Genomic DNA, 26,321 nt, shown 5'->3' on the forward strand with positions numbered 1-26,321 from the left:
AAGGAGGCTCGCGGGGTAGCTCTCATCAAACCTCCAGCAGTTGGTCCAAATCGGTTGGCAAAACGGTTGGCAGGACATTCAAACAATCGCTGGTTCCCCGACTGCGGTGGCGGTCGGTGGTGACCGGAATTACCTATTTTACTCCCCAGGAACATCAGATGATGAATGCCACGCTGCTCGCGTCGCTCCAGATTGGAGAAGCGATAACCTACGGATCAGGGAACCCGATGAAGATTCAGTTCCCCCTCGCACAGGACCCCACAAGATGGTCGCCCAGATTTGTGGCGCAACATGTCGAGCAATACTTGCAAATTCTGGCCCAGATATTTCCTTCGCCGCGCGAGGTGTTGCAAGCACACCAAACGGAACTGGAAACCATGATCAAAAATCTGGGGCTGGCATTGCCGGAAAAAGATACCGGTGATGACCCTTTCCCCAATTGAAGGTGAACCATGATAACCACACGTGACATCCCGGTACTTGCTGCTTTGGGACGGTATTTTCTGATGAACCGTCGCATGATCCAGCAGGAGTGTTATCCGACCGACGTGGATGGTCGGCTTTCACGCCGGCGTCTCTCGGCGCTGGTGCGGGATGGTTATATCAGCAAACAAAGAATGCTGGTTGTCAATCCGCGCGATGAGACACCTGCGCCCGTCTATCATCTGGCGAAGCAGGGGTGCCAGTTTTTAGCGGAGCATTTTGAAGATGATCGGTATTTAGCGAAACCGACCAGCATTGCGCAGCCGATGCACCTGTATCATTATCTGGCCGTCGCCAACACGCACATTTTGCTCGACAAAGCGATTACACAGAGTGAAGTCAAATTGGTGACCTGGTGCAACGAGCAGGAGTTTCTCAATCCAGAGGACTCTGATCCCAAACAGCGAATTCGCTTGTATTCAGAACTTAAGACGGCCCCTAAAAAAATCATCTGTGCTCCGGACTCCGGTTTTCTGCTGGAAGTAGACGGGCATCGTGGCGTCTTTTATCTGGAGCAGGATCGAGACCGTGATAACTACAGTCACAATCGTGTCGCGGCGTTGAAGTCTCCCGGCTATACGGAACTCCATCGCCAACAACGGCATCGGAAACAGTTTCCGGCCACGACTCTCAACCGGTTCACCGTGGTGATGGTTGCACCGAGTGAAAAACGGCGCGATGCATTACGGCGTGCTTTTCATAAAAAAGCAGGCGCGGATTTCTGGCGGTTCGCCTCGCTGACCGAATTAACACCGGAAACATTCCTGCATGAACGGGTCTGGTACCGTACCGATTCCGACGAGCCTCAACCATTGGTTAATACAAGAGCAGTTTCAACGATCTCTTCGGAACCGACTTTAAATAGAGAGGATGTAGACGATGTGTTGGCAGTCTCAAAATCATGATTGTTTAGCCTGTTGCCGGGTCTCCGGGCAGGTCTCCGCCCCGACATACGCTGGCTGTTTTGTGGGTTGTACGTGTATTTGTTTGCCCACCAACGACTTAAGGGTGTCGGCTCAGTCATTCGGCAAGCTCAATCCATCCCCGACCTCACAGCTTTCCAGGGGGGTACCGAGTCAACCTGTGAGGTCGGGGCTAGATCGCCCCCGACACCCCCGGAAAACCATCCGTCAGCTCCCGGCCATATGCCTGCCGCTGTCAAATGGTTTTCCACTCTTCTTCCTCTGGTCAGAAGAGCATAAGTCGTACTCCCTCCCATGTATGTTGTTTTGTTTTTTACGAACCGGCAATGCCGGACTGTTTTGGTTTGGGCAACAGCACACAAGACTGCATATCAGTCCATTGCGTGCCTTTCAAATGAATCAACTCCGGCATGACCGGATCGAATACATCCAGAAAGTTCGAGATCTTTCGTACATGCTGACACGGCAGCGTTTTACGGGAACGAATTTCTTCGATGTCCGCCTACGGGCGGTTTTTGTACCCCATTTCACCCCTAATAGTATGGAACACGTACCAACCACAGTGCGACACGATGTCGATTCCAAAATGATGGCCCCGATTGTTATTGCGAAACCACACTGGTTTCAATTTTGGAAACAGCCCACTCTTGTCAACATGCAACTGCTCGCCCGCCAGGTCGACCTTGCTGATGACTGGAATCGGTTGACAGAACAGAGACGAAAACTTCTCGAAGACTTAAGCTGTTTTCAGAAGCAGGCAACTCAGTTCAAAAAACAGGAAGGAAAGTGGCGAAACTTGTTTCAGACCATTGAGTGGGCTTCACAGCCAGCTCGCAAATCCAACAAGCCCCGTGTCCTCCCGGGCATGGGACTTGAATTGAGCCTCCTGGCTCTGCATTTGGTGGTAGGAATCGCATTTCTGATGGTCTGAGCATCAGGACGGAAGCAATTCCGAAGGAGTGAGAACAGTGTGTCATCCGGAAGTTGCCGTTGTCAACTTCCGGATGCAGGCTCGCGAATGTGTTAAGTGTCGTTTTCAGACGTACCAGACGCTTTCTAAAGCTGACCATGATTCCCATCAGGAATCCAACTCGATGAGCAGGTTATTCTCCCTCGCTCATCAACTTTTATTGGATGCAACGGCCGGTTTCAACTTTGCCCCGACCAGAGAGGGTTGGTTTGGTATTTGATTGAGACAGGTCTTTCGTCCCGTCATTTTGACGGATTTTAATTTCTTTACTCCCAAGATCATTATGGAAAATGACAAGAAAACAACACCGGCAAAAGTTTCTAACACCACTAACAAGGTTAAGGAAGCAAAACAACCACCCATTTGTCGTGTGGAATTCAGTGGCATCAGTGCTGCTGTCTGGCCCAAGCAGATTCCCTCTGCCGACGGTAAACCACGCGAAACGTGGATGGTCAGTCTCACCCGTTCCTACCGGGACGGCAATGAGACAAAGCGAACGCACGTTTTATTCCCGGAACATTTACTGCCAGCTTCAATGGCTCTCATCAAAGCATGGGAATTCATTGAAAACGGTGGCAAACCCGAGGAGAAGAACGATGCATAAGGATGTTATCGCTACGGTGGAGGTTTTTTCTGGTTTGAGTTTGCTCAAACCAGAAAAACTGGAGTGGGAACAAAGAATTTCGGAACGATCGCCCTCTCGGTCGTTCCGCCAAATTCACTGTATCGAAGCCTTGCCTTCCACCGATTACGGACGGTGGAGAGTAGGGCGAGGTGCAGTCCCCTCCCCCCGGCATTCGAGGCCGGGGAGTAATTTCCTTTCCCTTTTTGTTATGGACAACTGCACGTACTGTAAATGTAAGGACACACCGGAGAATCCGCTTTACCACGGAGCGGTGTGGTCAGACCCTTTTTCTCGGAAGCCAGATCAGCAAGACTTCGCTTATTGTGAAGAATGCAGCAATCGGGGTGGAATCGGTACAACTGATCCGCACCGTTTCTTCGGAAATTGTTGTTTTTGTGATCGTGAGTTTTGGGAATATTCCGGAATTTACGTTCTCGAATGTGAAGATCCGAGAAACACCATGAGTGACACTGCCTGCCTTCGGTGTATCAGAAATTACAACATCGAGAATGCAATCCGCTGCAAATGCTGCGGTGGTTCGGCGGACGGCTACTATTGTTGGGGTTTCTGCCGCAAGTGTGAATGTGGGTGCATCGGCAATGCAGTGGAAGACTGCGACAATGTGAAATGTAGAGTTAAGCAACCGTAATTGCGCACTTCCCTACTCTCAAAGTAGGAAGCCGATAGCTTCGTTAAGCGTCGCCGCAAGGCGTACCAAGCGTTGTGAATGGCTGTTAATGATTCACTTAATGGATCGAATTCGATGAGCGGGAATCACTCCCCCGCTCATCACCCTTTTTTCGATTTGAAAAATTCCCAGACCTCCCTGTTGAAAACGCCCACGATCTCCTTGCGCACCTTGCAAACCCGTGGCATTGTCGTTCACGGTCTGCATCGTGTAGACAAAAGCGAATCTAACGGGTTGTCGGTTTATCGTGACTCATAACCCACAATTGTTCTTTCCTCAGAAAGGTTGAGCCGATGGCTAAAAAAAGTACCAAGAGAAGTAACAACAACCCGCCAGAAAAAGTCTTCCGTATCGGTTTTGTGTCGGCTTCGGTCTTCGCTCACGAAATCGAAACAGACGAAGGCCCGATTACGATCCGAAGTGTCAGCGTGCAGAAACGTTATAAGGATGCCGACGAAGTGAAATACACTGCGTCCTTCAACCTGGCGGAATTACCGCAAGCAGTCCGCGTTTTGCAAATGGCACAGGGCTACGTCGAACGGGCTGAGGCCGAAATCATTCTGGACTGACGCTCGGACTGATTCGTTCCTGGACGGTGATTGAAAACTCAATCACCGTCCCACTTTTCCATTTCCCAATTTTGAATCGCTATCAGGAGAATAGTGTCATGAATAGAAACACTGGTGGAGTCATTCACTCGGCGGAAGCCTACAGCAAGGCGATGGTGTTGCAACGTCTCGGAATTTCACAGCGGTTCTGGGACAAGATGCTCGATGAAGGTCTGCCGTATGCAACTATTGGACACACGCGTTGGGTGACAGGCCACAATCTGATTTTGCATTTAGAAAATAATTCCCACACCAAGTCTGATGAGGCAGAATAGTCCCCTGTTCTGAATCATTATGCCTCGTAAACCTGAAATCGGAAATATCCAGTTGTATCCGGATCGGCCGCTCAAAAAAGCCGACAAGAACGGTTACGTCTTGAAATTCTATTGCCCGCTGCATCAGAAACGGATCAGAAAGAGTTGCAGGACTCGTGAACGTCGAGAAGCCCGTCGGATCATGAGAGAGTGTCGCGAGCGTTTGTTGAATGGTCGCTATATCGAATCGGGTGGTGTGATAACTGAAGAACTGGAAATTCAGACGCGTTTGCCAACTCCGTCGGTGATGCGAGGTGATAGGGAACGTGTTAGCGACATGCGTTGGCAGGATTGCTTCGAACATTACTATGAACATTGCAAGACCCGAATGCGACCAAAGTCTCTGGAAACAGCGATTGGACGAGTTCAAATCGCCAGTCGAATCTTTGAAAATTACCGGAAAAAGATGAAGCTGCCAGAGAATGCGAACATCGAAGAATACACAACACTGACTGTCTTGGAATATCTACAGGATCGGTTGCTTGCCGGTGAAGAAGGGGTTTATGAAACTCGATCTCTGACCACCGTCAACACGATGATGGGGGCAGTTATGGCGTTCGTGCGGTATTGCCATCGTCATGGCTGGGTTGGTCAAGTTCCACCAATCACAAAACTAAGTGTAGATGATGTGATGAAGGGGCGGCCGGTGACCATTGAGGAATTTGAGAGTATGCTTGATGCCACTCGAGAGGTCGTGGGCGAGAAACCAGCAGAGTCCTGGCAATTTGTTTTACAGATACTTTGGGAGAGTGCATTTCGCATTGGGGATGTGATGAATTTCTCATGGGATGATGAAAGAAAGATTCACCCCGTTTGGCCGCGTCACCAGAATTTGCATCCCACATTGATCATTCCCTCTACGCAGAAAAATGGTAAGACCCAGGAAATTCCAATGTTGCCAGGATTGCAGGTGCTTTTGGATCAGGTTCCTGAGAAGGATCGCAAAGGTTGGGTAGTGAATCCCCTAGCGATGGAATATCAGATTAAAGTGGACAGTGAATGGTTCAGGCCGACGAACACCGATCTCGCGAAACTGGCAGCGGACTATAATAATTCTGCGATCGCAAGAGCTTGCGGCGTTTCTGAAACGACAGTCCGAAAATGGCTCACAAGAGCGAAAATCAAACGGGGAGAAGAATTTAATCGTCACCAGGGTGAAATCGATTCCACTGCGATTACAAAACTCAAAGCGAGAGCAGAAAAACAGTCCTGCAGACAGGCTCAGCGAAAAGAACAAAGACTAACAGCAAAACGTGTCAGTCGCATTATTTCGATGATTGGGGAGCAAGCCCGGATTGTCGTTCAACAACCTGATGAAGAAGCAGGTCGCCGGCTGAAATATGCTTCGGCCCATGATTTGAGACGTGGTTGTGCCCACCGATTGATCAATGCGGGAGTTTCTGCAGAAACGCTCAAGATCATTCTACGACATAAAGATTTTGCAACCACGGAAAAGTTCTATGGTGCAACTAAGGCTGCCCAGGCCGCTGCAGGGGAAGTTCATGAAAAGCTAGCAGGCGATTCAGTAAAACAGGATTCTGGGAATGAAATGTCTCAATTTTCAGATGAAGAACTGAAGAAGCTGCGGAGCTTACTCAATTCGATTTGAGAATATTATTACGCGTCGGATAAAAGTATTTGTCCCCGAATACTAGAGGGCATCTCAAAACCTTTTTAATAGTGTAAATAAACACCCAAGAATTACAAAGCTTTCGTAGAGGTAATCGTGATATTCCCAGCGCGTGACAATGCGACGATAGTTGTGGAGCCAGGCAATACTGCGTTCCACAATCCAACGTCGTTTGAAGCGTGGAAGCTTTCGACCATCTTGCGTCGGCGGTTTGACTCTCGATTTTCGATGCGGGCAGATCAGATCGATATTCTTTTCCATCAGCCGTTTGCGCAACGAGTCCGAATCGGCGGCTTTGTCATAAACAAGTCGCTCGGGTTGTCGATTTTGCAATGTGATTTTTTCAAGCAGCGGTTCGATCAGCTTGACTTCGCTACGACGGGCCGATTCTGTGTCGATCGCCACAGGTGTCCCGTGACGATCGACAAAAATCATGACCTTTGTGCCTTTGCCACGACGAGTCGGGCCAACTCTTCTACCCCTTTTTTTGCCGAGGCAAAAGTGCCATCAGCAAAGGTTTCCGAGAAATCAATCTGGCCAGCATCATCCATTCGTTCCAAGATGATTTGCCAGGCAGATAAGAGCCGCCCTTCGATCGTCCATTGCTGGAAACGTCGATGGCACGTCGCTTTTGAGGGATACTCTCTTGGTAAATCTTTCCATCGTGCTCCTGTCACCAAAATCCAGAGAATGCCTTCCAGGCAATCTCGTGGATGGGCTTTTGGACGTCCTCCCTTTTTGGAAGGGGGAGTCCAGGGAAACAGTTTTGCGACTAAAGACCATTGTTTATCGGTCAAAACGACCGGGCGTTCCGTCCTGGACGCTGTTTTTGTGGAAACCCGTTTTCGTTTGGGCCACCAGACCAGCGTCATATACATAAGAAATTCTCCTTTCAGGAGAACACTTCATGCAAAAGACGCGCCAAACCGTTCACTTTTTTTGACGTTATGAGACAACCTCTAAACGGATATACTATGTTTGGATGCGTAGCGAAACGGATAGTTGGACTTAGTATCGCAACGAATCTACACGCTGAAGCAGCCTATAACACTGTGTTTTCAATCGTCAAAGAAATTGTTGTCGAACAACTCGGTGTCGACGATGACAAGGTTGTTCCAACCGCTATATTTGTGATAGACCTTGGCGTAGGATGACGCACACAACAAATAAGAATTTGACATCGCGTAGTGACGCAGGAACGGAGCCGATGTTCAAATTCTCTGTTCAGGAAGGCCGTTAGCGAGGGGGCGCCTATGGGATTTGCTTCCAGCAGCCTGCCTTGGAGCGGACGATTGATAGCCCAGTTTGCGATGGACACGTGGGCGATTGCCTTTGTTTGACTCTTGGTGGTATCCAAGTGGCAGTTTTTTCGATAGCTAGTGGAGTTTTCGGTCCATTTTTCGATGCGAATGCGATGAAGGCGCATATCTTCCTCGCCTCGCTTCCCGGTTGCGATTTTCGAATTTCGAATTGTAGGTATTCGGCAAGGATCATGGTGGCCCCCGCGCCTGAAGCTGTCGTTGCCAGATCAGCTTGCCCGTTTCGTTGGTGATCGCCAGCAGTTCCAACTCGCCTCCACAGTCGCTGCACGTTGGAGCGGGCGGCTTGGTGACTTTTGGCTGAAGCATGGCGCTGCCAAGCCAGAACGTCCATCCACGCCAGAGCCAGACGAGCCAACGAACTTCTGCCAGTTTTAGTTTGTGGTTGGGGCTCATCCAGCCGTAGTAGCGAATTTTCTGAAAGCCACTTGGCAAGATATGTTGAGCGAAACTCGCGACGAACTGTTGCCCGGTTGCCCGTCGTGACACGTAGTGATGACTGCCCGTCAGCTTGACCCGATACGTAACTCCTTTTTCATCGACTTGTTCGATCCGGTTGTCGCTGATGGCCACCCGATAAACGTAAGGCGAAAGGTATTTCAACACCGCCCGGCCATCACCGACAGGTTGGATGTTCACGACCCAGTTCTTTTTCAAGACGCCGTCAGGCAACTTGGAATACAAACCGGCTTCCTTCATCGCTTCGGCGAACCGCTGTTTGTACAGCTGCAAGGCAGGACGCGGATGAAACAGCTGGTCTTTGTTGACCTGTAACCATTGCTTTCCGTCCTTGCTCACTCCACCGCCGGGAACAACGAAGTGAACGTGAGGATGGTAAGCCTGCAAGTCGCGGCCCCAGGTGTGGAGCACGCCAAAGAAGCCAATCTTGTCACTGCCAAGGTTCCGGGGAACCTTGAGTAACATTCGAATTGTTTCGCTACCCGCTTTGAAGATCGCGTTGTAGCCCTCTTTTTGGTTGGCGCGCAGCAGTGGCCGCAGCTCCTGAGGAACCGTGAACGTCACGACAAAATGTTGCACTGGCAGTATCTTTTCGGTTTGGCTGGCGAGCCACAACGTTGTCTTGAGTTTTTGGCAATTGGGGCAGTGTCGGTTTCCACACGACCGTCCGACCCAATGCGTTCGCTCACAAGACTTGCACCGATAGATGACACTCCCGAGTCTGCCCGTTCGGCAACGCATGATGTAGCTGAGTACCTTGCGGTGGCCTAGCGGTACGCGTTGGTTGAACGATTCGAGGTAACCGGGAGCGTGTTGCCGAAGTGCATCGGCAACGGTCGGCATCTACTTGTCGCTAAACCTTTGTGGCAGCGGCTTTCGAACAAAGAGCTGGTTGATCAACTTCTGGGTGTCGGCCTCAGCGGTCTCGGTAAGATGCAGGTAAATCATCGTGGTCTGGAGGCTGGTGTGACCGAGGTACTTCTGAATCGCCTTGAGACTTGCTCCCGCTTCGAGGAGATGAGTGGCGTACGAGTGCCGCAGAGTATGGGTTGATACTTTTTTGCCAAACTTCAATTGTTTGGTGATCTTCTTGATCGCTCCCTGGGCAGCAGTCATGCTCATTGGTGTCGTGGCTGTCGCCCCCTGGCGATGATTGCGGCCATCAGCGGGAAACAGAAACGTCGGGTTACGATGAGTTATCCAGTATTCTCGCAGCCACACCAAGGTGGATGATGGTAAGGGGATGTAGCGGTCCTTGGCCCCTTTGCCACGGTGGATATGAACCATCATGCGTTGTCCGTCGATATCTCCGACGTGAAGATTGAGTCCTTCATCGATTCGTAGTCCGAGGGAATAGACAGTCCAGAAGAACGTAGCCATCCGAATCGTCGTGCAAGCATCAATGATTTGCTGCACTTGGCCTGGGGTGATGACTTCCGGAAGCGATTGAATATTCTGAAGTTTGGTTTCGGAAAGTGTTCTCCAATCACGCCGGCAAGTTCGGGTAAAGAAGAACTTGGTTCCGCTAAAAGCAACTCGAAGCGATCCATACGCAAACTGCTTCTCGATCTTCAAGTGCAGGAGCCACTGCCGCAGTTGCTCTTCGGTAACTTTGTCGGGCGAACGCTTTGAATAGTCGGCCAATTGCCGGACTGCTCGCAGGTAGCCGTGGATGGTTCGCTGTGCCATGCCGGCCAAATGCAGGTCGTCAGTCATCTGATCATAAAGCTTGCCGTTGAAATATTCGGAGCGGACAGAGTTGTTGTAATTCGCCATCAGATCTTCTCTTTCGTAAAGTGATTGGAACACAAAGAGAAAACGTGGCTCCCACTTGAGGCAAATGCTCGACTTTTTTCAGAAATTTCACTATAATTCAGCAATGAAAACTACGCCGCGATAGCGGCTTACTTGAACAATACGATGCACGCGAAGCCGTCGACAGCGCGTTTACAAATGGAGTTATCAACCGCAACGGCCTGGTTATACAAGACGTTTGGCGAATGCTATGGAACCGAAATCATCTTACACTTATCTCGAATCTAAAGTCACAGATATTTATGCGTACGACGTTGACGTTCACATTACGGACTTTCCTGCATCCGCAGATCGCAAATGGCTTTATTTCTTCTCATTACAAGTGAACTTTACTCATCACGACGAGTGGGCTCATGGAGGTTTTCAATGGTCCGGTACTCCCGAATTTCAAGACAATAACAACAAAGGCGTCAACTGGGGAGGCAAATCAGACTGGGAAGAACACGGGGGGGTTGGGGTAAACAACACACCGTTTTCATGGGAATGCGATCGTTGGTATCGATATCGTGTTTGGCGCGTTGATGAAGATTCTGAGGGATATCATCGGTGGCTCTTTGCGGTGATGGACTATGCCACGAACGTCGAGCATCGATTTGGAATGGTCCGTACGAAATCTCAAAGCATCGCCAGTGCAGTGGTTTTCTCAGAGACTGGATACGGGGTTCAGTGCGACTCACCTACTACACGCGTGGAATGGCGGTCACCGTGTCTTCATTCACCAAGCGGCCAATCAACACCACACCGAATTGTTGCAAACTATAATGGTACCTGTGCAAATCCAAATAATACCAATCAGGGATTGTTGTCCTCATCACCAATCAGCTGGTTTCATGAAACGAATACCAAACGGATCATTAACCCGAATGTTTGTATTTGGCCAACCTCTAGCTCTCTGACAAATGTGTGAAGCTGGGATAAACTGACAGGTTAACTACTGGCTACTACCGTTTAAAATAGGAAGAGTTATATTTCTCCTTTTGCAATTCTGTCTTCAAGGTCCATCGCCAATGGATTTTGCCGTTCTGAGAGAAGTCGGACGAGCTCGTGGAATGAATCGTCTGAATTGAATCCAAACTCAATCTCTTTTGATTTCCAACAGTGATCTAGAAGACATGCAATTTCATTTCCCAGATGCTCTTCATGGTTAAGCCAGTTAGGGTGGTCCTTTGCGACCTTAAGAATCCAATTTAGAGAAGGTATGAGAACTGACTCTGCAGCAGGTAAAGTTAACCATCGAATTAGATTTATAGCTGTGTCAGGTAAAATCAAGACTCGTATGGCAACAGGCTCGTACCATTCAGTTAATTGTTTGAAAACATGTTTATGTTCACTTTGCCAGTATAAGTGATAGGACTTGTCAACGCCGATTAAGTCGCACCAAAGATCGTTTCCATGCATTCGACTCTGTTCTCGATACTCTATCCATGTGTTGGTCTGAAGAGCCATCTGAACCATTTCTCTCCAAATCAGAAAAAAGGTCTCTTGGTCACCAGATTTTAGCGACCCCAAAAACCAGGGATAAAGAAATTCCCTCACCCACCAACTGCATTGTCTTCCAAGTGCAATAATGGGTTGCCATAAAGGACGTACTTCATTTACGTCATTGCTTTCTAGAATTACCTCTGCAATTTTTCCAAATATCCACTTATCGAACCTATATGGCATCCCACCATCAAGATGCATATCTAAGAGAATATTACCATCTATGTCTCGAATTTGAGCAAGAAAGGTACTCATATGGAGGGCTTCTTGCCAAAGGAAGATCCATGAATTTCTTTCTTCCTGGGATGTGGCATCATTCAAAGGAGGAATCCAAGATAGTGCAGCTTGTACGATCGAGTCTGACATTGGAGGTACGAGATGAAAGGTGTCACGATCATTATGTCGATTATTTGCATACCAGACTCGAGGTTGACTTTGCCATGTCGAATTAAAATGTGGGAATTTGGGATTGAGTGAATTTGTGATGAACGTTTTAGATTCGGCATTCCACCATTTGTCCATATCAAAAATATCTTCATCTTGATATTTTTTTATTTCTGAATGGTGTTCCCAATCTGCAGAAGAAAAACGAAGGACAAGATGTACAAGTTGAGGAAATGAATTTCCGATTGCGTTTCTGACTTCAAAAGCGGCTTTCAAAAGAATTGTTGTTATTTTATTACCAAAATGGGTTGCAATAATGGCAATCCATTCCCGATGTTTTTTGTCATCTAGATGATTTACCCATATCCGAGGTGCAATGCCAGCTACATTTAAAAGTAATGCTGGAGTGAATAACCTTGTTGTATCGTTTGACTGTTTATAGGCTAGTAATTCGAAAGTGAATCTTTGAAGACGTGTTTCACACCAAGAGAGGCGATCCGGATATTCATTTAACCACTCTGCATTTATAGATAAAAGTAATGCTGCTATCGCTGTTTCAACCTGTAGCACTTCAAATTCTAAATCACTATCTTCAGTCAGGAGTTCTGAACGAATTTGTTGACCCATTTCCCAAAATTCCTCAAGAGCCGATGAATGGAATCTGGTAGGATCGGAAATAGAGTCACAGCATCCTTGAACTAGAACCTCACATTTTTCGAATGGATTGAGATCACTGAGCTGCTCGTCTTTGCTCGATTCATTAGACTGGAAATCTTGCTTGAATATCCAAACTTCGGAATTAGTGTCAGTAGGCTCTTTGGTCCATGAATCTGGAGAGAAGACGCAATATAGATGTTCTAGTATTGCAATGAGATCTTTGGGGATATCTTCATTTAATCGTTTTGACCAATTCTGAATTTCTGAAAGAATACAACTTCTAAACTCTGGATCAGAGCCATACATGATAGCTGCAATTTTGATGAGTGGTTGTTTACGGAATTGTGCCGTTAGCCAATCTCTTTGTTCATTAAAGTAGCTTTCTCCATATCGAGTATCAATTTGCGGCCCGAGAAAATTGAATCCTGAATCATTATAAAAAAAGTCGAAAGCATAGAATTCTGGAGTTAATAATATAGGTTTGAGAATGCCTTTGAATAGATCAGGTTTTTGTCTACCCAGGTCCGCCAACATGCCAATCATCGCAACAGATTTAGATTCTTTAAAAATATTTCCTATATAGCATTCTATCGATTGCTTGTTTTCGAAAAGAGTTATAAGCCATTTTTCGAGAGCCATCAGCGATGAAGCGACTGCGCCATTACAACTACTTACTCCACGATTCCAGTAAAAGCATTCATATTCCCCTTGAAGACGGTTTCCGTTTTGAGATATTGGGATACCATTTTCATTGATTGGACGATTTCTTGGGTATTTAGGTAGTTCACACCAACGGTCAGTGGCATGATTAACTAATCTAACAATTGTTTGTATCCCTTCATCTGGTGAGATTTGGAGGAAAGGAAGAAATGGTCCCTGTAAATAAAAAGGGAAGTGAAATTGCATGAGCCGTTTTACGGCTACATCATCATCAGAAAAATATGAAGAATCGCTATCAAATGATCTATTGCATTTAACTTCAACGAGCACCGCAAGTAACATTTGGCGTGTGAGTGTTGGATTGATCTCCATCAAAACTTCTGGTGGACTTCTACTGATACAAGCATCGAGAAAAGCTTCATCAACTTCAAATAATGGTCCGTCGGGCCAAGACGGAGATTGATACTGGGTCTGCAATCTTTTACGCCGTCGGTCTTTGACAGAATTATCCATTGTCAATTTAGTACCATCGTCTTTCACTTCAAAATCGACAGGGGTCAATGAACACGCCTGCATGATAAGAGTGGAAAGTTGGTCTGGTAATTCGTGAGCTGCAGCGAGTGCTGCTGAGTAGCAGATCGAAGCATCTTCGTCTTCTAAATAGCGGTTTGTTAATCGGCTCTGGTGCATATCCTCTGCAACACTCACAGCGATGCGTGCTGCAGTTGATCTTCCCGGGAAATCCAGTGGCGTCATCGTTAGCCAAGTCTGAGCAAGATTGGCACTCTCAACTGCAGCGTACATGCGAAGGTCTTCAAGATGATGTTCAAAAAACTGGAACGCGGCGACCCATGATGCCCAAAACGATCGTGGATCTCGATTAATTGTTCGAGAGAATGCATTGCCTTGACCATTTTCTGAGAGTGCTTGCACCAATTTCTGATTAGGTTGTGATGCTATATGACGGAATCGCCTGAGAAACCTTTTCAGTAACTCTCCTTCTTGTCTGACTAATACTGTCCAGATGAGTTTAAGAAGGCTTGTTTGGTTTGTGGCAAAGATAACAGCATCAAGCAGAAAGTCTGTGATCTTTGGAATACGATCAATGAGGTTTGCCCATTCAGACGTGTCTTTATTTTTTTCTAGTAGATGTACAGCGTATAAACGGATGGCACGATGCCAATGTGGGCGACATGTTCGAGTGGCAAGAAAGTCATCTAGATTCTGAGTAGATGCGATAATTACTCTTTGCCTTGCCCAATCTCCGATTGAGTCGTGAGCAAATGCAATTTTTTCGTCTTTTTCAACACAGATGCGATCTGTAATGAGACTTGAAAGGCACTGGCTTCCTTCTAAAAGTTCAATAAGTGGAGTGTTTTGTATGCCATGATCTGCTTGTTTTTGCCCAAGTCTTTGCAAGAAGCTTGAACGTTCAATACCAAAATGTCCATTTTTGACTACTGATTCCCAGTACCAATCTACTAGGCTTGATTCACCTACCCAATTATCTGTATTGATATTCTTACCAGCTGATAAATGACTTGCTAGAAGATCAAGTATACGTGGTGTTCTAATGATTTCTGAAAGATGTGGTCTTGTTGCAAGAGTTAATAGTGAAGGAAACTTATCCCAGACAGATGTTAGTTGGGTAATAGTTGGCGATTGAATAACTAACTCTTGCCAGTTATTGATTGGGCATTCAGCCCTGATCAATTCGGTATAAATTCTTTTCCACTCTTCAGGTTGGCAGGATATTAGTATTCGAACGGAGCTTACTTTAGTATCCACGGCTGCATGAATGAGGGCGGAAAGACGAGATATCGAGGATCTTGAAACTAGTCGGTCTACAGCATCTAGGATAAGAAATAACTGTTGATTATGAATGGCCGCAAATAACTCATGGAGAGGATGACGGATACCTAGTCGCGTTTCGAGTTCATCAAGTTCAATTTCTTCCAGTAGAGATGCGTCAATCCAGACGAAAAGTTGTTCTCGGTTCCATGTCTCAGTACATTGTTTGAGGAGAACAGTCTTTCCAACCCCGGATTGTCCTAAGATTGCGATTGCCGGGTGTGTATTAACTGCATCGAGAACTTTTTGGCGCTGATTTACTCTTTCTAAATTGATATCAGGGCCGATGTTCATATGGACTAGCTCCAGACGTTTTCTAGTCCATTCTTCGATCTTATTCCAGTCATCTTTATATCGAGGAAACGCTTTCAAATCGTGTGAGTTACGAAGTTGCTGGGCAAGCTTTGGAAGATCGTAATAACCACTTTTAGGTCTAGCTTTTTTGGCTAGAACGACCAAGTTTTCCCATAGTGCCACTGCGTCATCTGGTGATTCAGAGCGTATCGCCATTCGGCAGAATTCAATAGCCGCTCTATAATCTTTTGAAGGTTCTTCAAGAAAATCAAACTGTTCAATAAAGATACATGAAACTAGTCGTACTGTCTCCTCCTCATTCATATCAGCGAGATCATTTGGGCATTGGAGACTTGCAAGTAAAGGCCCCTCGTTCGCTGCATATCCAGGAAGGGAAATGCGATTCATGAGGTCAGCAGAATGCTGAGAACGCGCCTTTGTTAGAAGACCTTGTATCGATTTCCATACTTTTGTCCCATGAGGTGCTGTTGCCATTCCAAGAAAGTCACTGTCGATCTCAAAATGGGGATTAATCTTTTCTGAAGAGAGGAACTGCTGCCATATCGCTCTGGTAAAATCTTGCGGTGCTTTTTTACTTGAAAATTGAGTGTTACTTTTTATAGAAAGTGCCCAACGTTTTATTCCCGATGGACTTTTGAGTGTAATCAATAAGTCATCGAGGAACCATCCGAGAGTTTTGGTCTGAAAATCGAGGCGTGAAACGAAACCATAATCTGGATTTAATGGAGCCTTTTGAAGTAGTAACAGAATAAGAAAGTGGGCAACAACATAATCTTCAAAGTCGAATCCTTCTCCTGCAGTTATTTTGGAAGGAGTCGCTCGTATCGCCATTAAAATAATCCTTTATTATTTAGTTACCATAATCTGTGATGTTTTTGAGGTTTCTGGTCTATCAATGGGGCCTGTGATTTTCTCGATACTATCAAGAGGTGATTAGAATTAACTTAATAGTTGTAAATGATGAAAGTTAGTGTTTGATTTGATTAGTGATTATAGCACTGTACGTTTCTGTTGGAATTTGAAATCAGTGAATACATTCAAATCTATAATTTAATTGCAAACCTTTTCAAATGTGACAATCACTAAAGGAAGATAGAAACTCTCAATAACTAAAAATCGTAATGTGTCAAATCGCATTAGTGGGGGGATAAGTGGGGGGAACAAAAAAGGCCTTCGTCTGAGTGACTAAGGCCTTGGATTTGTAAGTTGTGGTTTTGAAATGACTTGAAAAAGTACACCCGGAGGGATTCGAACCCCCAACCCCCGGTTCCGAAGACCGGTGCTCTATCCAGTTGAGCTACGGGTGCATGTCTCATTTAGACTGTCTTTCGCAGGCTTTGGTTACCTGAAAAACAACGATTCCGCTATTTTCTTGTTTCCTTGCCGTGGAAAAACAGGTGCAACTTGTTATCTCTACTTATGTTACTGAAATTAGAAATGGATGCAACTGTTGAGGAAGAGGATTCTAGCATTCCCACGATAAAAAACAAGAGACCTTCATTTTGGCTGATTGCTTCATCGAATTCGATTTTTAAAAAAGAAGACGGCGCCTCACATCGTACTTCGTGCAGGCTTAGAGTCGAGATGAAACAATCCAATTTATGTATCGGAATCGCCTGCTGCTTGACTCTCGACTTTGATTCGGTTGTCATGGAGTTAATTACGTAAGAAAGTTAATTTGTTTGGGTTCAGCAAGCTTTCTTACGAATTCGTTGTGAGTGGTTGGCTCTATCGGAGTTGCCCTGATGCTCTTGCCCCGCTTCTTAATTAATGAGAGGTCCTGCCTGTTATGAAACGTTCTCAAACTTCTGTGCTGTTTTCATTTTTGATTGTGGCTCTGCTATTCAATCTCAATCTGGTCGCCGCTGGTCAGGAAAACCAGCCTTCTTCTAAAAAGCCCAAACTGGCCGGTGCACGGCCTGTGATTCATGCGATTAATTATGCTTCGATTCAAGAAGCCATCGATGCGATACCGGATGAGGGGGGAGTGGTTTTGTTACCACCCGGTAAGTTTGAAATTGATCAGCCTCTGGTGATCACCAAAGGCGATGTGTTAATTATGGGAGCTGGCTCTGCGACACACATTCATAACAAAAACGAAGCAGGCAAAGATGCGATTGCCATTCACCCGCCGGCAGACGCCAAACTCCCTGATGGGAAGAAAGATCCCAAGCCGCGTATCTGGCGTGTGCAGTTACAGAATTTTCGGGTTACCGGAAATGAGAAAAGCGGACGGGGGATTAATGCCAAGTGGGTGCAGGAAATTTATATTCATGGCGTGACCTGTAGCTATCACGGCAGTGACGGCATCTTTCTTGATTTCTGTTTTGAAGATCCACGCGTTTCCGACTGTTTGATTACTTACAATAAAGCAACTGGTCTGAATACGATCGGCTGCCATGATATCGTCGTTTCTGCCAATCACTTTGAAGAAAATCTGGATGCACTTCACTGCATGGACGGTTTTAACCTGTGTATGAGCGGCAACAACCTGGATGACCATCTCCGCGATGGTGTGATCATCGAAAATACCTACGGTTCAATTGTCTGTGCCAACATGATTGAAGAGTGTCAAGGTAGAGCGATTGTTCTGGACCGGGAATGTTACGGGATTACGTTGTCTGCGAATGTGATTGCCCATAACGGCAGCGGCATCATTCTGGATGACGCGCACGGCTGTGCCGTCAGTGCGAATACTTTTACTCTGCTGGCTAAAGATGCTTTGCGGATTGGTCCCAAGTCCGGACGGATCACCGTCACCGGGAATAATTTCTCGAACAGCTATATCGGCAATGGTAATGTCAAACGTCGTACGAATGACCTCAAAGCCGCCGGCTTGACGCTGGACAAAACGCGTGGTGTTACGGTTTCCGGTAACCTGTTTTCTTCTGTGCGCCCCAAAGCCGTTGAAGTGATTGAACCGACGACGAATGTGATCTTCGGAAACAATCTGCTGATTGATGTGGAATCGGATCATAAAAAACTGAAGGATTCGATTATCAAAAACATTCTGGAAACAGCGGCTGAGCCCGTCAAGCCGGAGTCAAAGCAGGCTGATTCCAAGTAAGTGACGATAGAAAAGCAGAGACAGTCCAAATTCTTCCTGTCTGAAAGGCGGATCAAAAATGCTGCGGATCTGTGGATTACTGGTTTGTCTGTCAGGTTATGTTTCCGGGCTGCTGGCGGACGATCAACGTACAGAACAGAGTCAAGGAGCTCCCGTTTACCAGGAGCATCTTGACCTTTCGTATTTTTTGAACCGGAGTGGCCAGAAACAGCCCATTAAAACCTGGGAAGACTGGAAAATACGCCGTCAGCATATTCTAGCAAACATGCAGACCGTAATGGGAGAAGTGCCTCGTCCTGCGCAGCCGGTTCCTCTGGAGATGAAGGTGCTGGAAGAGACCAGCATTGGTACGCTGAAACGCCAGAAAATTTCTTATCATACCGACGATGCTCAACAGCGAGTGCAAGCTTATTTGTTTATCCCACGCTCAGCCAGCAAGCAGCATCCGGTGCCGGCGGTGTTATGTCTGCATCAAACAAATTCAAAAATCGGCAAAGAAGAACCAGCGGGGATTAACGGGCTGCCGAATCTGAAGTATGCACTTGAGTTGGCGCAGCGGGGCTATGTGACGCTGGCTCCCGATTATCCATCTTTTGGTGAGTACCCTTATGATTTCAAGGCGCATCCTGAATATCGTAGTGGGACGATGAAGGCCATTTATGACAATATGAGATCAATCGATTTATTGCAGTCGCTGGATTATGTGAATCATGGGAAAATTGGCTGTATCGGGCATTCGCTGGGAGGTCACAATACGATGTTTACGGCTGCCTTTGATCCCCGCATTAAAGCGCTGGTCTCCAGCTGTGGATTTACCCGTTTTCATAAATATTATGGCGGGAAGCTGAAAGGTTGGACCAGCGATCGCTATATGCCATTAATTAATAGCAAATATCAGAATAACCCCGATCTGGTTCCATTTGATTTTACCGAAATCGTAGCCAGCTTTGCACCGCGGGCGTTTCTTGCCTGTTCGCCGGTGGAAGATAGCAACTTTGAAGTTTCGGGAGTTTAAGATGTGATTCAGATTGCGAAACCAGTTTACGATCTGGCTGGTAAGCCAGAAAATTTACAGGCCGTTTACCCCAACGCAAAGCATGATTTTCCTCCGGCAACACGGGAGACAGCTTACGAGTTCTTTGATACCCATTTGAAGCCATAAGCCTGTTTGATCTGAAGGGCATCAATGTCAGTTCTGGTCAATGAGATCTTTTTCAGGCCAGTTGTCGATCTGGTTTACCCAGCGATGCATCTGCCCGTCGATCAGAGACGATAAACTCTTTTTCTCTTTTCCATAGCGTGTATTGAACAGGATGGCCCAGTTGAGCCCATCGCGACGTCTTACCAAAATGGTAGACGTTCCTGGTAGTGCACCGTTGTGCCAATGATTTTCGCTGTCCCGATTGTTAAAGGATCTCACTGACCAGCCACAGGCATAAAAGACGGCTTTGGGGTCTCCGTTCTGATTAAAGCCGGCCAGGCCTTCCGGGCGCTGAAACATTTGTGAGATCGTGGGCGCTTTGAGAATCGGGCACTGCTCGCGGTCATTGAATGCGGTTGCAAATCGGACCAGATCGGGTGCAGAAGAAATCCAGCCGCCATGAGAATCCATCGCCTCCAGATACCAGGCACCATAGGGTTGAGGCACCTGTTCCACCTCTCCCTCTGGTGTAAAGATAGAGGTTCCTACCCTGGGACTGTAATATTTGACTTCATTCGGTTCTCGGTATTTCAGCAGCGTTTTTCCGAGGGTTGTATGTGTCATCTGAAGCGGGGCACAGATCGTTTGCTGCATATACTCGTGATACGGTTTTCCGGTTACGGTTTCAATGACTCTGCCCAGCAGGCTGTAGCCGAAGTTTGAGTAAGCATAACGTTCTCCGGGATTAAAATCGAGAGGCTGTTTCAGCATGACCTGAATCACGTCATCGGCTTCAGCAGGAGGTTTCTTTCCCAATTGCTTCGCGAAAGAAACCGATCGAAACATCGGGTCGAAAGAGACACTTCGATCCCAGCCTCCAGTATGGTTAAGTAATTGCTGGATCGTCACCTCTTTCAGTCGAGGATCTACACCCTGTTTGGAAAGTTCATTCTGATACTTCTTGAGAATATCAAAGACCCTGGTATCTAATTCCAGTTGATCTTCTTCAATCAGTTTCATAATCGCGACGGCAGTGATCGGCTTAGAAATGCTGGCGATCCGGAACTGGCTGTTGGGTTGAACCGGCATTTTCTGTTCCTGGTCTGCATAGCCGAACCCCCGCGCATAGACGAGCCGACCCCGATAACTGACGGCGACCGCGGCTCCCGGAGGTTGGTGCTCCAGCAGGAATTCTTTGACGGAACGGTCCAGGGAGGCGAACTCTTTTTGTTCTTTTCCTGAGACCGGAATCTCATCGGCGTTTTTCCAGATAGAGGATTCTGTTTTGTTTTCTTCTTTCACCCAGATGGCGTTGAAGAAGGGCTGGTTGTTAATTCGATAGCCATCGATATTCGTGAGTTGGTAATTTTGATCCTGCATTTTTTTGTCTTCTGCCTGGAACTGTTTCAGGGTCAGATGGAATTGTGACATCCAGGCGGGTTCCGTTTCTTTATACCAGACTGCATGGTAGACAGGATTGCGATCAATCACATAGCCGCAGAGATCAATCAGACGAAAACCCTGAGAAGAAACGTCCTCGAAGATTTTTTGAAACTGGTCTGAAGGAACATTACAGGTCGCATCCCAGGTGACATCATTTCGTTTCACCCAGATCCCGGCATGGACCGGTTGGTTATTGAGCATGTAGCCATCCAGTTTAAACGGAATAAAACCTTTCTGCTTTAACTCATTGAGTGTGTCTTGTAGTTGGGTATTCGAAAGTGAATGCCGAATGATATGTTCGGCTTGATCGTTCTTTTCCCAGAGTACGGCGAATCGTGATGTGTTTCCCCGTTCGTAGCCGCTGATGACAACTGGCTGAAAACCTTCACTGGCGTATTGTTTTTGTTTTTCTTCCAGCTGTCGGGCGTCAAGACCATGATGGGCCTTCCATGTGTTCTGGCCCGGTTGTTTCACCGCAATGGCCATGAATCTGTCGAAGCGTTTTCCCGGCGTGACGCTGACATCCGTGAGTGCAAAGCCTTGTTTTTTGATCCGAGTGATGAATCGCTGATAGCTGGAAGAAGTTAATTGCAATTCGAATTCCGTCTCTGCCGCGTTCAGAGGAAGTGTCATGAATAACAGGGCAAAGAGGAAAGGTCTCAGGTAATGCATTTTTATTTCCGATTCAGGTGACAGACAGGGGGCAGAATGGTATCTATAATGATATTCCACTGTCAGGATGGTCTTCAAGCAGAATCCAGTTCGATGTGATCTGGTTTCTCGATTCTATTCTGATGAATGGTACCGTAGAGTCAATTTTATTCCTCAGAAATGCTGCCAGGTGAAGGGCACTCATTAATCATGAAATCAATCAATGTCAGACTGAGTCTGTTTTGTATCTGCTTCTGTGTTCTCTCTCAGGTGAGTTCTGCCGCTGATCCCGTTCTGATTGCCCATCGGGGAATGTTGCGTCACGCTCCGGAAAATACGCTGCCGGCGTTTCGTGTCTGCCTGGATTTGAGGATTGGTTTTGAACTGGATATCCGCACTACCAAAGACGGAGAGTTGGTGATCATTCATGATGACAGCTTGCCGAGAACAACCAATGGCCCCAGTAAGTCCATTCGTGATGTGACATGGGCGGAAGCACAGCAACTGGATGCGGGGCGTTGGTTTGATCCGGCATTCGCCGGGACACGAATTCCTACTTTGGAACAGACACTTAAGTTGATCAAAGAGAGAAAGCAGGGGGATACAATCATTGCGCTCAACATCAAGCAATTGAACCCCGACGGCGAAAAGAAACTGGTGGAGTTGCTCGAAAAATATGATCTGTTCGAGGACAGTTTCGCGTTTGATCAGAATGCGGAAATGAGCCAACGGCTGAAGAAACTGAATCCTCGCATTCGGATTGGACAGAACGTCAACCGCAAAAGCATTGACGCGCGATTAAAAGAGAATCAGTTGGATGTGTTTCTGCTGACGTTTGTTGCAGAGAAAGCGGAAGTCGATCGACTCAAGCAGCAGGGGAAGCAGGTCCTGTTTAACTTTGGTGGTGCAGGGGATGCCCGCCGCAACCCGGTTGTCTGGAAACAGATTCGCGCAGCGGGTGTCGAGGGCATGTTGACCGATTATCCTCTGGAATGCAGGCAGGTCTGGCGGGACGCGGATCAGCAGACGAAAAACTGATTCTGTGACGGCTCAAATCGATCTGGCTTTTTTGTGTGTAAACGCGTGCTCGATCAGTGATTGGTCGAACTGATCAGGAACTTCGCCTTCTGCTGCGAAGAGGTAGATCGCGGCAATCAGAATCGAATGGATGGCCGAAGAGACCAGTGAGACAAGTAAGATACAGACAATTCCGGTTGCGATCATAATACCACCAATGACTGCATTGACCGATCCGATCATGATGAAGCCGCCTACAATCAGCCCAAAGATGGGGATCATCAGCAGGAAGACAATCAGGCCGATCCCGAAGTTAGCGACCAGAGACTCACCCCAGGTTTTGCGAAGAATACCTACTGAGCGTTTCATGGCTTCGAAGGGATTCTTTTTTTCCACAACGAGAACTGGGATGACGAAATAAGTCGTAATCGACCAGGCCATACCGAGCAGCCCGGCGACGAGTTGCCCGATCTTTTCTGATTTTGATTCGATCAGTCTGAGAATGAAGCCGACGGTCGCACTGACCAGTGCCCAGCCTGTGATTTGCGGCAGCCGATTCAGGGCAGACGAGAAACCATCGCCGATCGTGGGATTTCCCCCTTTGAGCCGGATGATGGCACAGGACATTAACGCTGAGTTGAAAAAGATAATGACGAAGTAGTTCACGAAATAGAAGGCAAACAAAATGACATAGGCCAGCGGATCTTGAGGGGCCTGATGCTCGTTCATAATGACCGTGACGTATTTACTGTTGATCAGTGGGAGCGCAAAGCTGGCCAAGACCATCAGGCAGGCAAAACCGCTCATGATCGGGAACAACAAGAGTTCTTTATCCAGCATCAAGACGCGGAAACTTTGTTTGGATAACGCCCATCCGTTGGAAATGCGGCTAAACATAATCATCAATCCTCAAGAATGATCTCTGTGTTGTGGAGAAACAACTTAGACCTCAACCGGTCACGTCGAAATAAGCCTAGCTCGGTTTATAACAGATCGACTCCAAAATGCGAAATCGATTTGAAAATTCTTGATGATTTTACTGATTGTTAGCAAAACATGGGTTATTTCTCTGGCGGCAGTGCTAATAACAGGGCCACCGTGGCCCAGCTGCTGGCGGTGACTGAAATGAACTGGTCCTTACCGTGCGGATAGCCCGTTTCAAAATAAGTCTGAAACGGTTTCGCACGCGTGGGCACATGCCAGGAACCATCGGGCAGTTGTGTGTTAAGCAGATATTGAATACCTCGTCTGACAGCCGGCTGATCGGCGGAGACGAGATCAGAGCGGAGCAGGGCGACAAGTACCGTTCCTGTGGCATAAGCGTCGCTGGTCATCTCGGGGAGTTGTGACCAGCCGCCATCTTTGTTTTGCATTTTGAGCAATGCTGTGATGGCAGCCTGGGTGACTGCTTCGTCAACCTCCAGGATCAGAAACGAACGGAGTTGGAAGGCGCGTTCTTCGGTCGATTGAGGCTGCAGATCGAGTAACCATTGTTGTGCCTGCTGTGTCCGGGCATCGATTCGAGGACGCTGCTCCTCGGTGCCAAAGGTTTTGAGCGCTCGGATGACAAAATAATTCGTGTTCGTATCACTGGACATGGAAGGGGGGCGTGTTGAATTTCGAATCCAGTGGTTTTTATCTTTGTTCCGTTCCAATAGATAGCCGGTTACTGCTTCTGTGACTTCATCCGATTTATGTCCCACCAGTTCCAGAGTCCAGAGTGCAAAACTGGCGGTGTCCGGCCCGCCTCCCTGACCTTTGCCTGCCTGATAATTTTTCAGACCGCGTTTGAGATGGGCGGCGGTATGCTTGATCTGTAACTCAAGGTTGGCGTCGTCAATTGTAAATCCTCGCTGTTTTGCTTCTTCCAGCACGAGCACAGCCAGAGCCTGATTATGACAAGTAAAACATTTCCGCTCGCGGGCAGAACCTGCGGCCGCTTTTTCGATGAGTGGGATTGATGACTGGATCGCGGCTTTGATGGCGGAAGGATCGAGAGTGATTTCTTCCGCCTGGAGGGGAACGGTCAGGTGAAAAGCGATAACAGACAGCAGTAGATTGAAACAGCCTAGACGCATCCTGAGCCCCCAATTGTCGATGCATGCTACTTGAGTCAGGCACCTAATGGCACCTTGAAACAGAATTCATTCTAACAATTCAAGAGGCTGAACCGCCAGCTTCTTTTGTACTTTTGTGAATCTGATATCGACTAGGTCAACGAAGCACTTTCTTTGGGGGCTCGTTCCGGAGTCTGAATGTGTTCGGGCAGGAAGCCGAGGCCGACGATTTTGCCTGCCTTTTTCCGGATGATCGGGGCGAACAGGCCGGCGACTTTACGAAAGCCCCAGGAAAGCGAAACCGGTTTTCCGGGAGCGGTCTTTCCGCCAAACAGACGCTGATGCGCGAAAACCTGCATGCGTTGTGTTTTGAGTGCGGGGGGCTCACGGCGGTGTTGAACCTGTTTTAAGTCTTCGAGTGTGACTTTGCCTGTATAAAGTTTATCGGCGAGCAGGTTCGCAGTCGCAACGGCATCCTGGACCGCGAGATTAACGCCCACTCCACCAACGGGCGACATCGCATGGGCGGCATCACCAATAAATAAGAGACCCGGTTGAGCCCAGTTGGTAATATGGTTCAGCTGGATCGATAGTAGACGAACTTTTTCCCAGTCATCAATTGCGGCAACACCATCTGCGAGATCCGGCAAAATATCTGAAACTCGCTTGCGAAATGCTTCCAGTCCTTCCGCTTTGATTTCGTCAAAGGACCCTTTATGGATGATCAATCCCGATTGGAAGTAGTCTCCACGATCAACGGTGATCAGCATCCGACCATTCTTGATTCGTCCCAATGTGTGATCCAGTAACTCACTCGATTTTCCGACGCGAAACCAGAGGACATCGATGGGAATTCCTTTTTCGACGACTTCGACTCCCGCATCGACTCGCAGCACAGATCCTCGTCCGTCGGCTCCGACTACCAGGTCGGAGCGAATTTCATATTCGCCGTTAACGCCCTCTACTTTAACGCCGACAACCTGATTGCCTTCATGGATCAGGTTCGTTGCCTTGGATTGCATATGAACCTGGAAGTTTGGAAATTCGCTGGCATGTTTCGCGAGTAGATTCAAAAAGTCCCACTGAGGGGCAAACGTAATAAATTTGCATTTGGTGGGCAGGTGGGTGAAGTAGGGGCCTGGGATCTGCTTGCCTTCAATATTGAAATCGAGCGAATCAAAATGCTTATCGGCAATTTGCAGGAATTCATCCAGAATTCCTAACTCGTGCATCAGTTCCAGTGTCGAAGGATGAATGGTATCGCCACGGAAGTCTCGCAGGAAGTCTTTGTGCTTTTCCAACACAATGACTTCTACGCCGGCACGGGCCAGGAGGAAACCTAAAAACAGGCCGGCAGGGCCACCGCCGACAACGCAGCAGCGAGTAGTAATCTTATCCCCAGATTGTGGTGGTTGGAATTCGCTCACAGCCTTTACCTCCTGTAAAGTGGCTTCGATGGATCAATCACTATCGCGGGCGCGATTCAGTAGCTTAGGTCAGATAATTGAAACCCTCAAGATGAAAATGACGGATCTTTCCTCAAAATGATTCCTTAGCTATCGAGTGGCTTTGACTGAGGTTACTCAGAGTTCTGTCCTGACTCTCCTTCCTGGCGGTTTTCTTTGTTTTTTCGGTCTGCCGATCGTTTAATCTGGCGATGAGAAAACAGGACAATCACAAAGAGAATCATCAGGCTGCCAAACACCTCCATGAGGCTAATCATCAGTTTTCTCCCGATCAATATCTTAGTTAATGGACAGTT

The 26,321-nt window shown here is 47.4% G+C and carries 22 protein-coding genes and 1 tRNA gene; 12 read left to right on the forward strand and 11 right to left on the reverse strand.

Annotation, left to right across the window (positions count from 1 at the left end; genetic code table 11):
• The 7 genes from Pan241w_RS29330 to Pan241w_RS08730 all read left to right on the forward strand — a co-directional run.
• On the forward strand, positions 1–443 hold a 443-nt coding region (locus Pan241w_RS29330; protein ID WP_198000415.1), incomplete at its 5' end, for a hypothetical protein.
• 9 nt (positions 444–452) lie between these two features.
• Complete coding sequence (locus Pan241w_RS08705; protein ID WP_145213897.1) at positions 453–1,388, forward strand: replication-relaxation family protein; 936 nt, start codon at positions 453–455, stop codon at positions 1,386–1,388.
• 412 nt (positions 1,389–1,800) lie between these two features.
• The gene (locus Pan241w_RS08710) at positions 1,801–2,337 is read left to right on the forward strand and encodes a hypothetical protein (protein WP_145213898.1); all 537 of its coding nucleotides are present in this window, start codon (positions 1,801–1,803) and stop codon (positions 2,335–2,337) included.
• A 259-nt stretch (positions 2,338–2,596) separates the two neighbouring features.
• The gene (locus tag Pan241w_RS08715) at positions 2,597–2,980 is read left to right on the forward strand and encodes a hypothetical protein (RefSeq protein ID WP_145213901.1); all 384 of its coding nucleotides are present in this window, start codon (positions 2,597–2,599) and stop codon (positions 2,978–2,980) included.
• Positions 2,981–3,982: 1,002 nt separating this feature from the next.
• Positions 3,983–4,258, forward strand: a complete 276-nt coding sequence (locus tag Pan241w_RS08720; protein WP_145213904.1) for a hypothetical protein — start codon at positions 3,983–3,985, stop codon at positions 4,256–4,258.
• A gap of 98 nt (positions 4,259–4,356) precedes the next feature.
• The gene (locus tag Pan241w_RS08725; protein ID WP_145213907.1) at positions 4,357–4,572 is read left to right on the forward strand and encodes a topoisomerase II; all 216 of its coding nucleotides are present in this window, start codon (positions 4,357–4,359) and stop codon (positions 4,570–4,572) included.
• 19 nt (positions 4,573–4,591) lie between these two features.
• A complete protein-coding gene (locus Pan241w_RS08730) occupies positions 4,592–6,220 on the forward strand; it encodes a tyrosine-type recombinase/integrase (RefSeq protein WP_145213909.1) in 1,629 nt (542 codons plus the stop codon).
• A 54-nt stretch (positions 6,221–6,274) separates the two neighbouring features.
• Here the strand turns inward: Pan241w_RS08730 and Pan241w_RS08735 are convergent, their stop codons facing one another.
• The 4 genes from Pan241w_RS08735 to Pan241w_RS08755 form a co-directional block, all read right to left on the reverse strand.
• Positions 6,275–6,676, reverse strand: coding sequence for a transposase (locus tag Pan241w_RS08735; protein WP_145209663.1), 402 nt, complete (start codon positions 6,674–6,676; stop codon positions 6,275–6,277).
• Positions 6,673–7,119: a transposase gene (locus Pan241w_RS08740; protein WP_145209666.1), complete on the reverse strand. Its 447-nt coding sequence runs from the start codon at positions 7,117–7,119 to the stop codon at positions 6,673–6,675. Before Pan241w_RS08740 ends, Pan241w_RS08735 begins: the two co-directional genes overlap by 4 nt.
• A gap of 612 nt (positions 7,120–7,731) precedes the next feature.
• A complete protein-coding gene (locus tag Pan241w_RS08750) occupies positions 7,732–8,862 on the reverse strand; it encodes an IS91 family transposase (protein ID WP_145213912.1) in 1,131 nt (376 codons plus the stop codon).
• Positions 8,863–9,795, reverse strand: coding sequence for a site-specific integrase (locus Pan241w_RS08755; RefSeq protein ID WP_145213915.1), 933 nt, complete (start codon positions 9,793–9,795; stop codon positions 8,863–8,865).
• A gap of 229 nt (positions 9,796–10,024) precedes the next feature.
• Here Pan241w_RS08755 and Pan241w_RS08760 point away from each other — a divergent pair, with 229 nt between their 5' ends.
• The gene (locus tag Pan241w_RS08760) at positions 10,025–10,741 is read left to right on the forward strand and encodes a hypothetical protein (protein ID WP_145213918.1); all 717 of its coding nucleotides are present in this window, start codon (positions 10,025–10,027) and stop codon (positions 10,739–10,741) included.
• A gap of 56 nt (positions 10,742–10,797) precedes the next feature.
• Here Pan241w_RS08760 and Pan241w_RS08765 read toward each other — a convergent pair whose 3' ends face one another.
• Positions 10,798–16,014: an NACHT domain-containing protein gene (locus Pan241w_RS08765; RefSeq protein ID WP_145213921.1), complete on the reverse strand. Its 5,217-nt coding sequence runs from the start codon at positions 16,012–16,014 to the stop codon at positions 10,798–10,800.
• A gap of 402 nt (positions 16,015–16,416) precedes the next feature.
• A tRNA-Arg gene (locus tag Pan241w_RS08770) sits at positions 16,417–16,490 on the reverse strand.
• A 482-nt stretch (positions 16,491–16,972) separates the two neighbouring features.
• On the opposite strand from Pan241w_RS08770, the gene Pan241w_RS08775 reads away from it, so the two are divergent.
• The 3 genes from Pan241w_RS08775 to Pan241w_RS29335 are packed head-to-tail and all read left to right on the forward strand — an operon-like array spanning position 16,973 to position 19,412.
• Positions 16,973–18,250, forward strand: coding sequence for a right-handed parallel beta-helix repeat-containing protein (locus Pan241w_RS08775; RefSeq protein ID WP_145213925.1), 1,278 nt, complete (start codon positions 16,973–16,975; stop codon positions 18,248–18,250).
• A 58-nt stretch (positions 18,251–18,308) separates the two neighbouring features.
• Entirely contained in the window at positions 18,309–19,265 is a 957-nt protein-coding gene (locus Pan241w_RS08780; protein WP_145213928.1) for an alpha/beta hydrolase, read from the forward strand.
• A 3-nt stretch (positions 19,266–19,268) separates the two neighbouring features.
• A complete protein-coding gene (locus Pan241w_RS29335; RefSeq protein ID WP_198000416.1) occupies positions 19,269–19,412 on the forward strand; it encodes a hypothetical protein in 144 nt (47 codons plus the stop codon).
• 27 nt (positions 19,413–19,439) lie between these two features.
• On the opposite strand, the gene Pan241w_RS08785 is transcribed toward Pan241w_RS29335, so the two are convergent.
• Complete coding sequence (locus Pan241w_RS08785) at positions 19,440–21,506, reverse strand: serine hydrolase (RefSeq protein ID WP_145213931.1); 2,067 nt, start codon at positions 21,504–21,506, stop codon at positions 19,440–19,442.
• 189 nt (positions 21,507–21,695) lie between these two features.
• On the opposite strand from Pan241w_RS08785, the gene Pan241w_RS08790 reads away from it, so the two are divergent.
• Positions 21,696–22,523: a glycerophosphodiester phosphodiesterase gene (locus Pan241w_RS08790; protein ID WP_198000417.1), complete on the forward strand. Its 828-nt coding sequence runs from the start codon at positions 21,696–21,698 to the stop codon at positions 22,521–22,523.
• A gap of 12 nt (positions 22,524–22,535) precedes the next feature.
• On the opposite strand, the gene Pan241w_RS08795 is transcribed toward Pan241w_RS08790, so the two are convergent.
• The 4 genes from Pan241w_RS08795 to Pan241w_RS29340 all read right to left on the reverse strand — a co-directional run bounded on the left by Pan241w_RS08795 (position 22,536) and on the right by Pan241w_RS29340 (position 26,282).
• The gene (locus Pan241w_RS08795; RefSeq protein ID WP_145213937.1) at positions 22,536–23,399 is read right to left on the reverse strand and encodes a DUF6159 family protein; all 864 of its coding nucleotides are present in this window, start codon (positions 23,397–23,399) and stop codon (positions 22,536–22,538) included.
• A gap of 164 nt (positions 23,400–23,563) precedes the next feature.
• On the reverse strand, positions 23,564–24,580 hold the full coding sequence (locus Pan241w_RS08800; protein ID WP_145213940.1) for a prenyltransferase/squalene oxidase repeat-containing protein: 1,017 nt from the start codon (positions 24,578–24,580) through the stop codon (positions 23,564–23,566).
• A 131-nt stretch (positions 24,581–24,711) separates the two neighbouring features.
• On the reverse strand, positions 24,712–25,986 hold the full coding sequence (locus tag Pan241w_RS08805) for an FAD-dependent oxidoreductase (protein WP_145213943.1): 1,275 nt from the start codon (positions 25,984–25,986) through the stop codon (positions 24,712–24,714).
• Positions 25,987–26,138: 152 nt separating this feature from the next.
• A complete protein-coding gene (locus tag Pan241w_RS29340; RefSeq protein ID WP_198000418.1) occupies positions 26,139–26,282 on the reverse strand; it encodes a hypothetical protein in 144 nt (47 codons plus the stop codon).
• Positions 26,283–26,321: the final 39 nt, after the last annotated feature.

Source organism: Gimesia alba (assembly GCF_007744675.1).
In the GTDB taxonomy this organism is placed as follows: domain Bacteria; phylum Planctomycetota; class Planctomycetia; order Planctomycetales; family Planctomycetaceae; genus Gimesia; species Gimesia alba.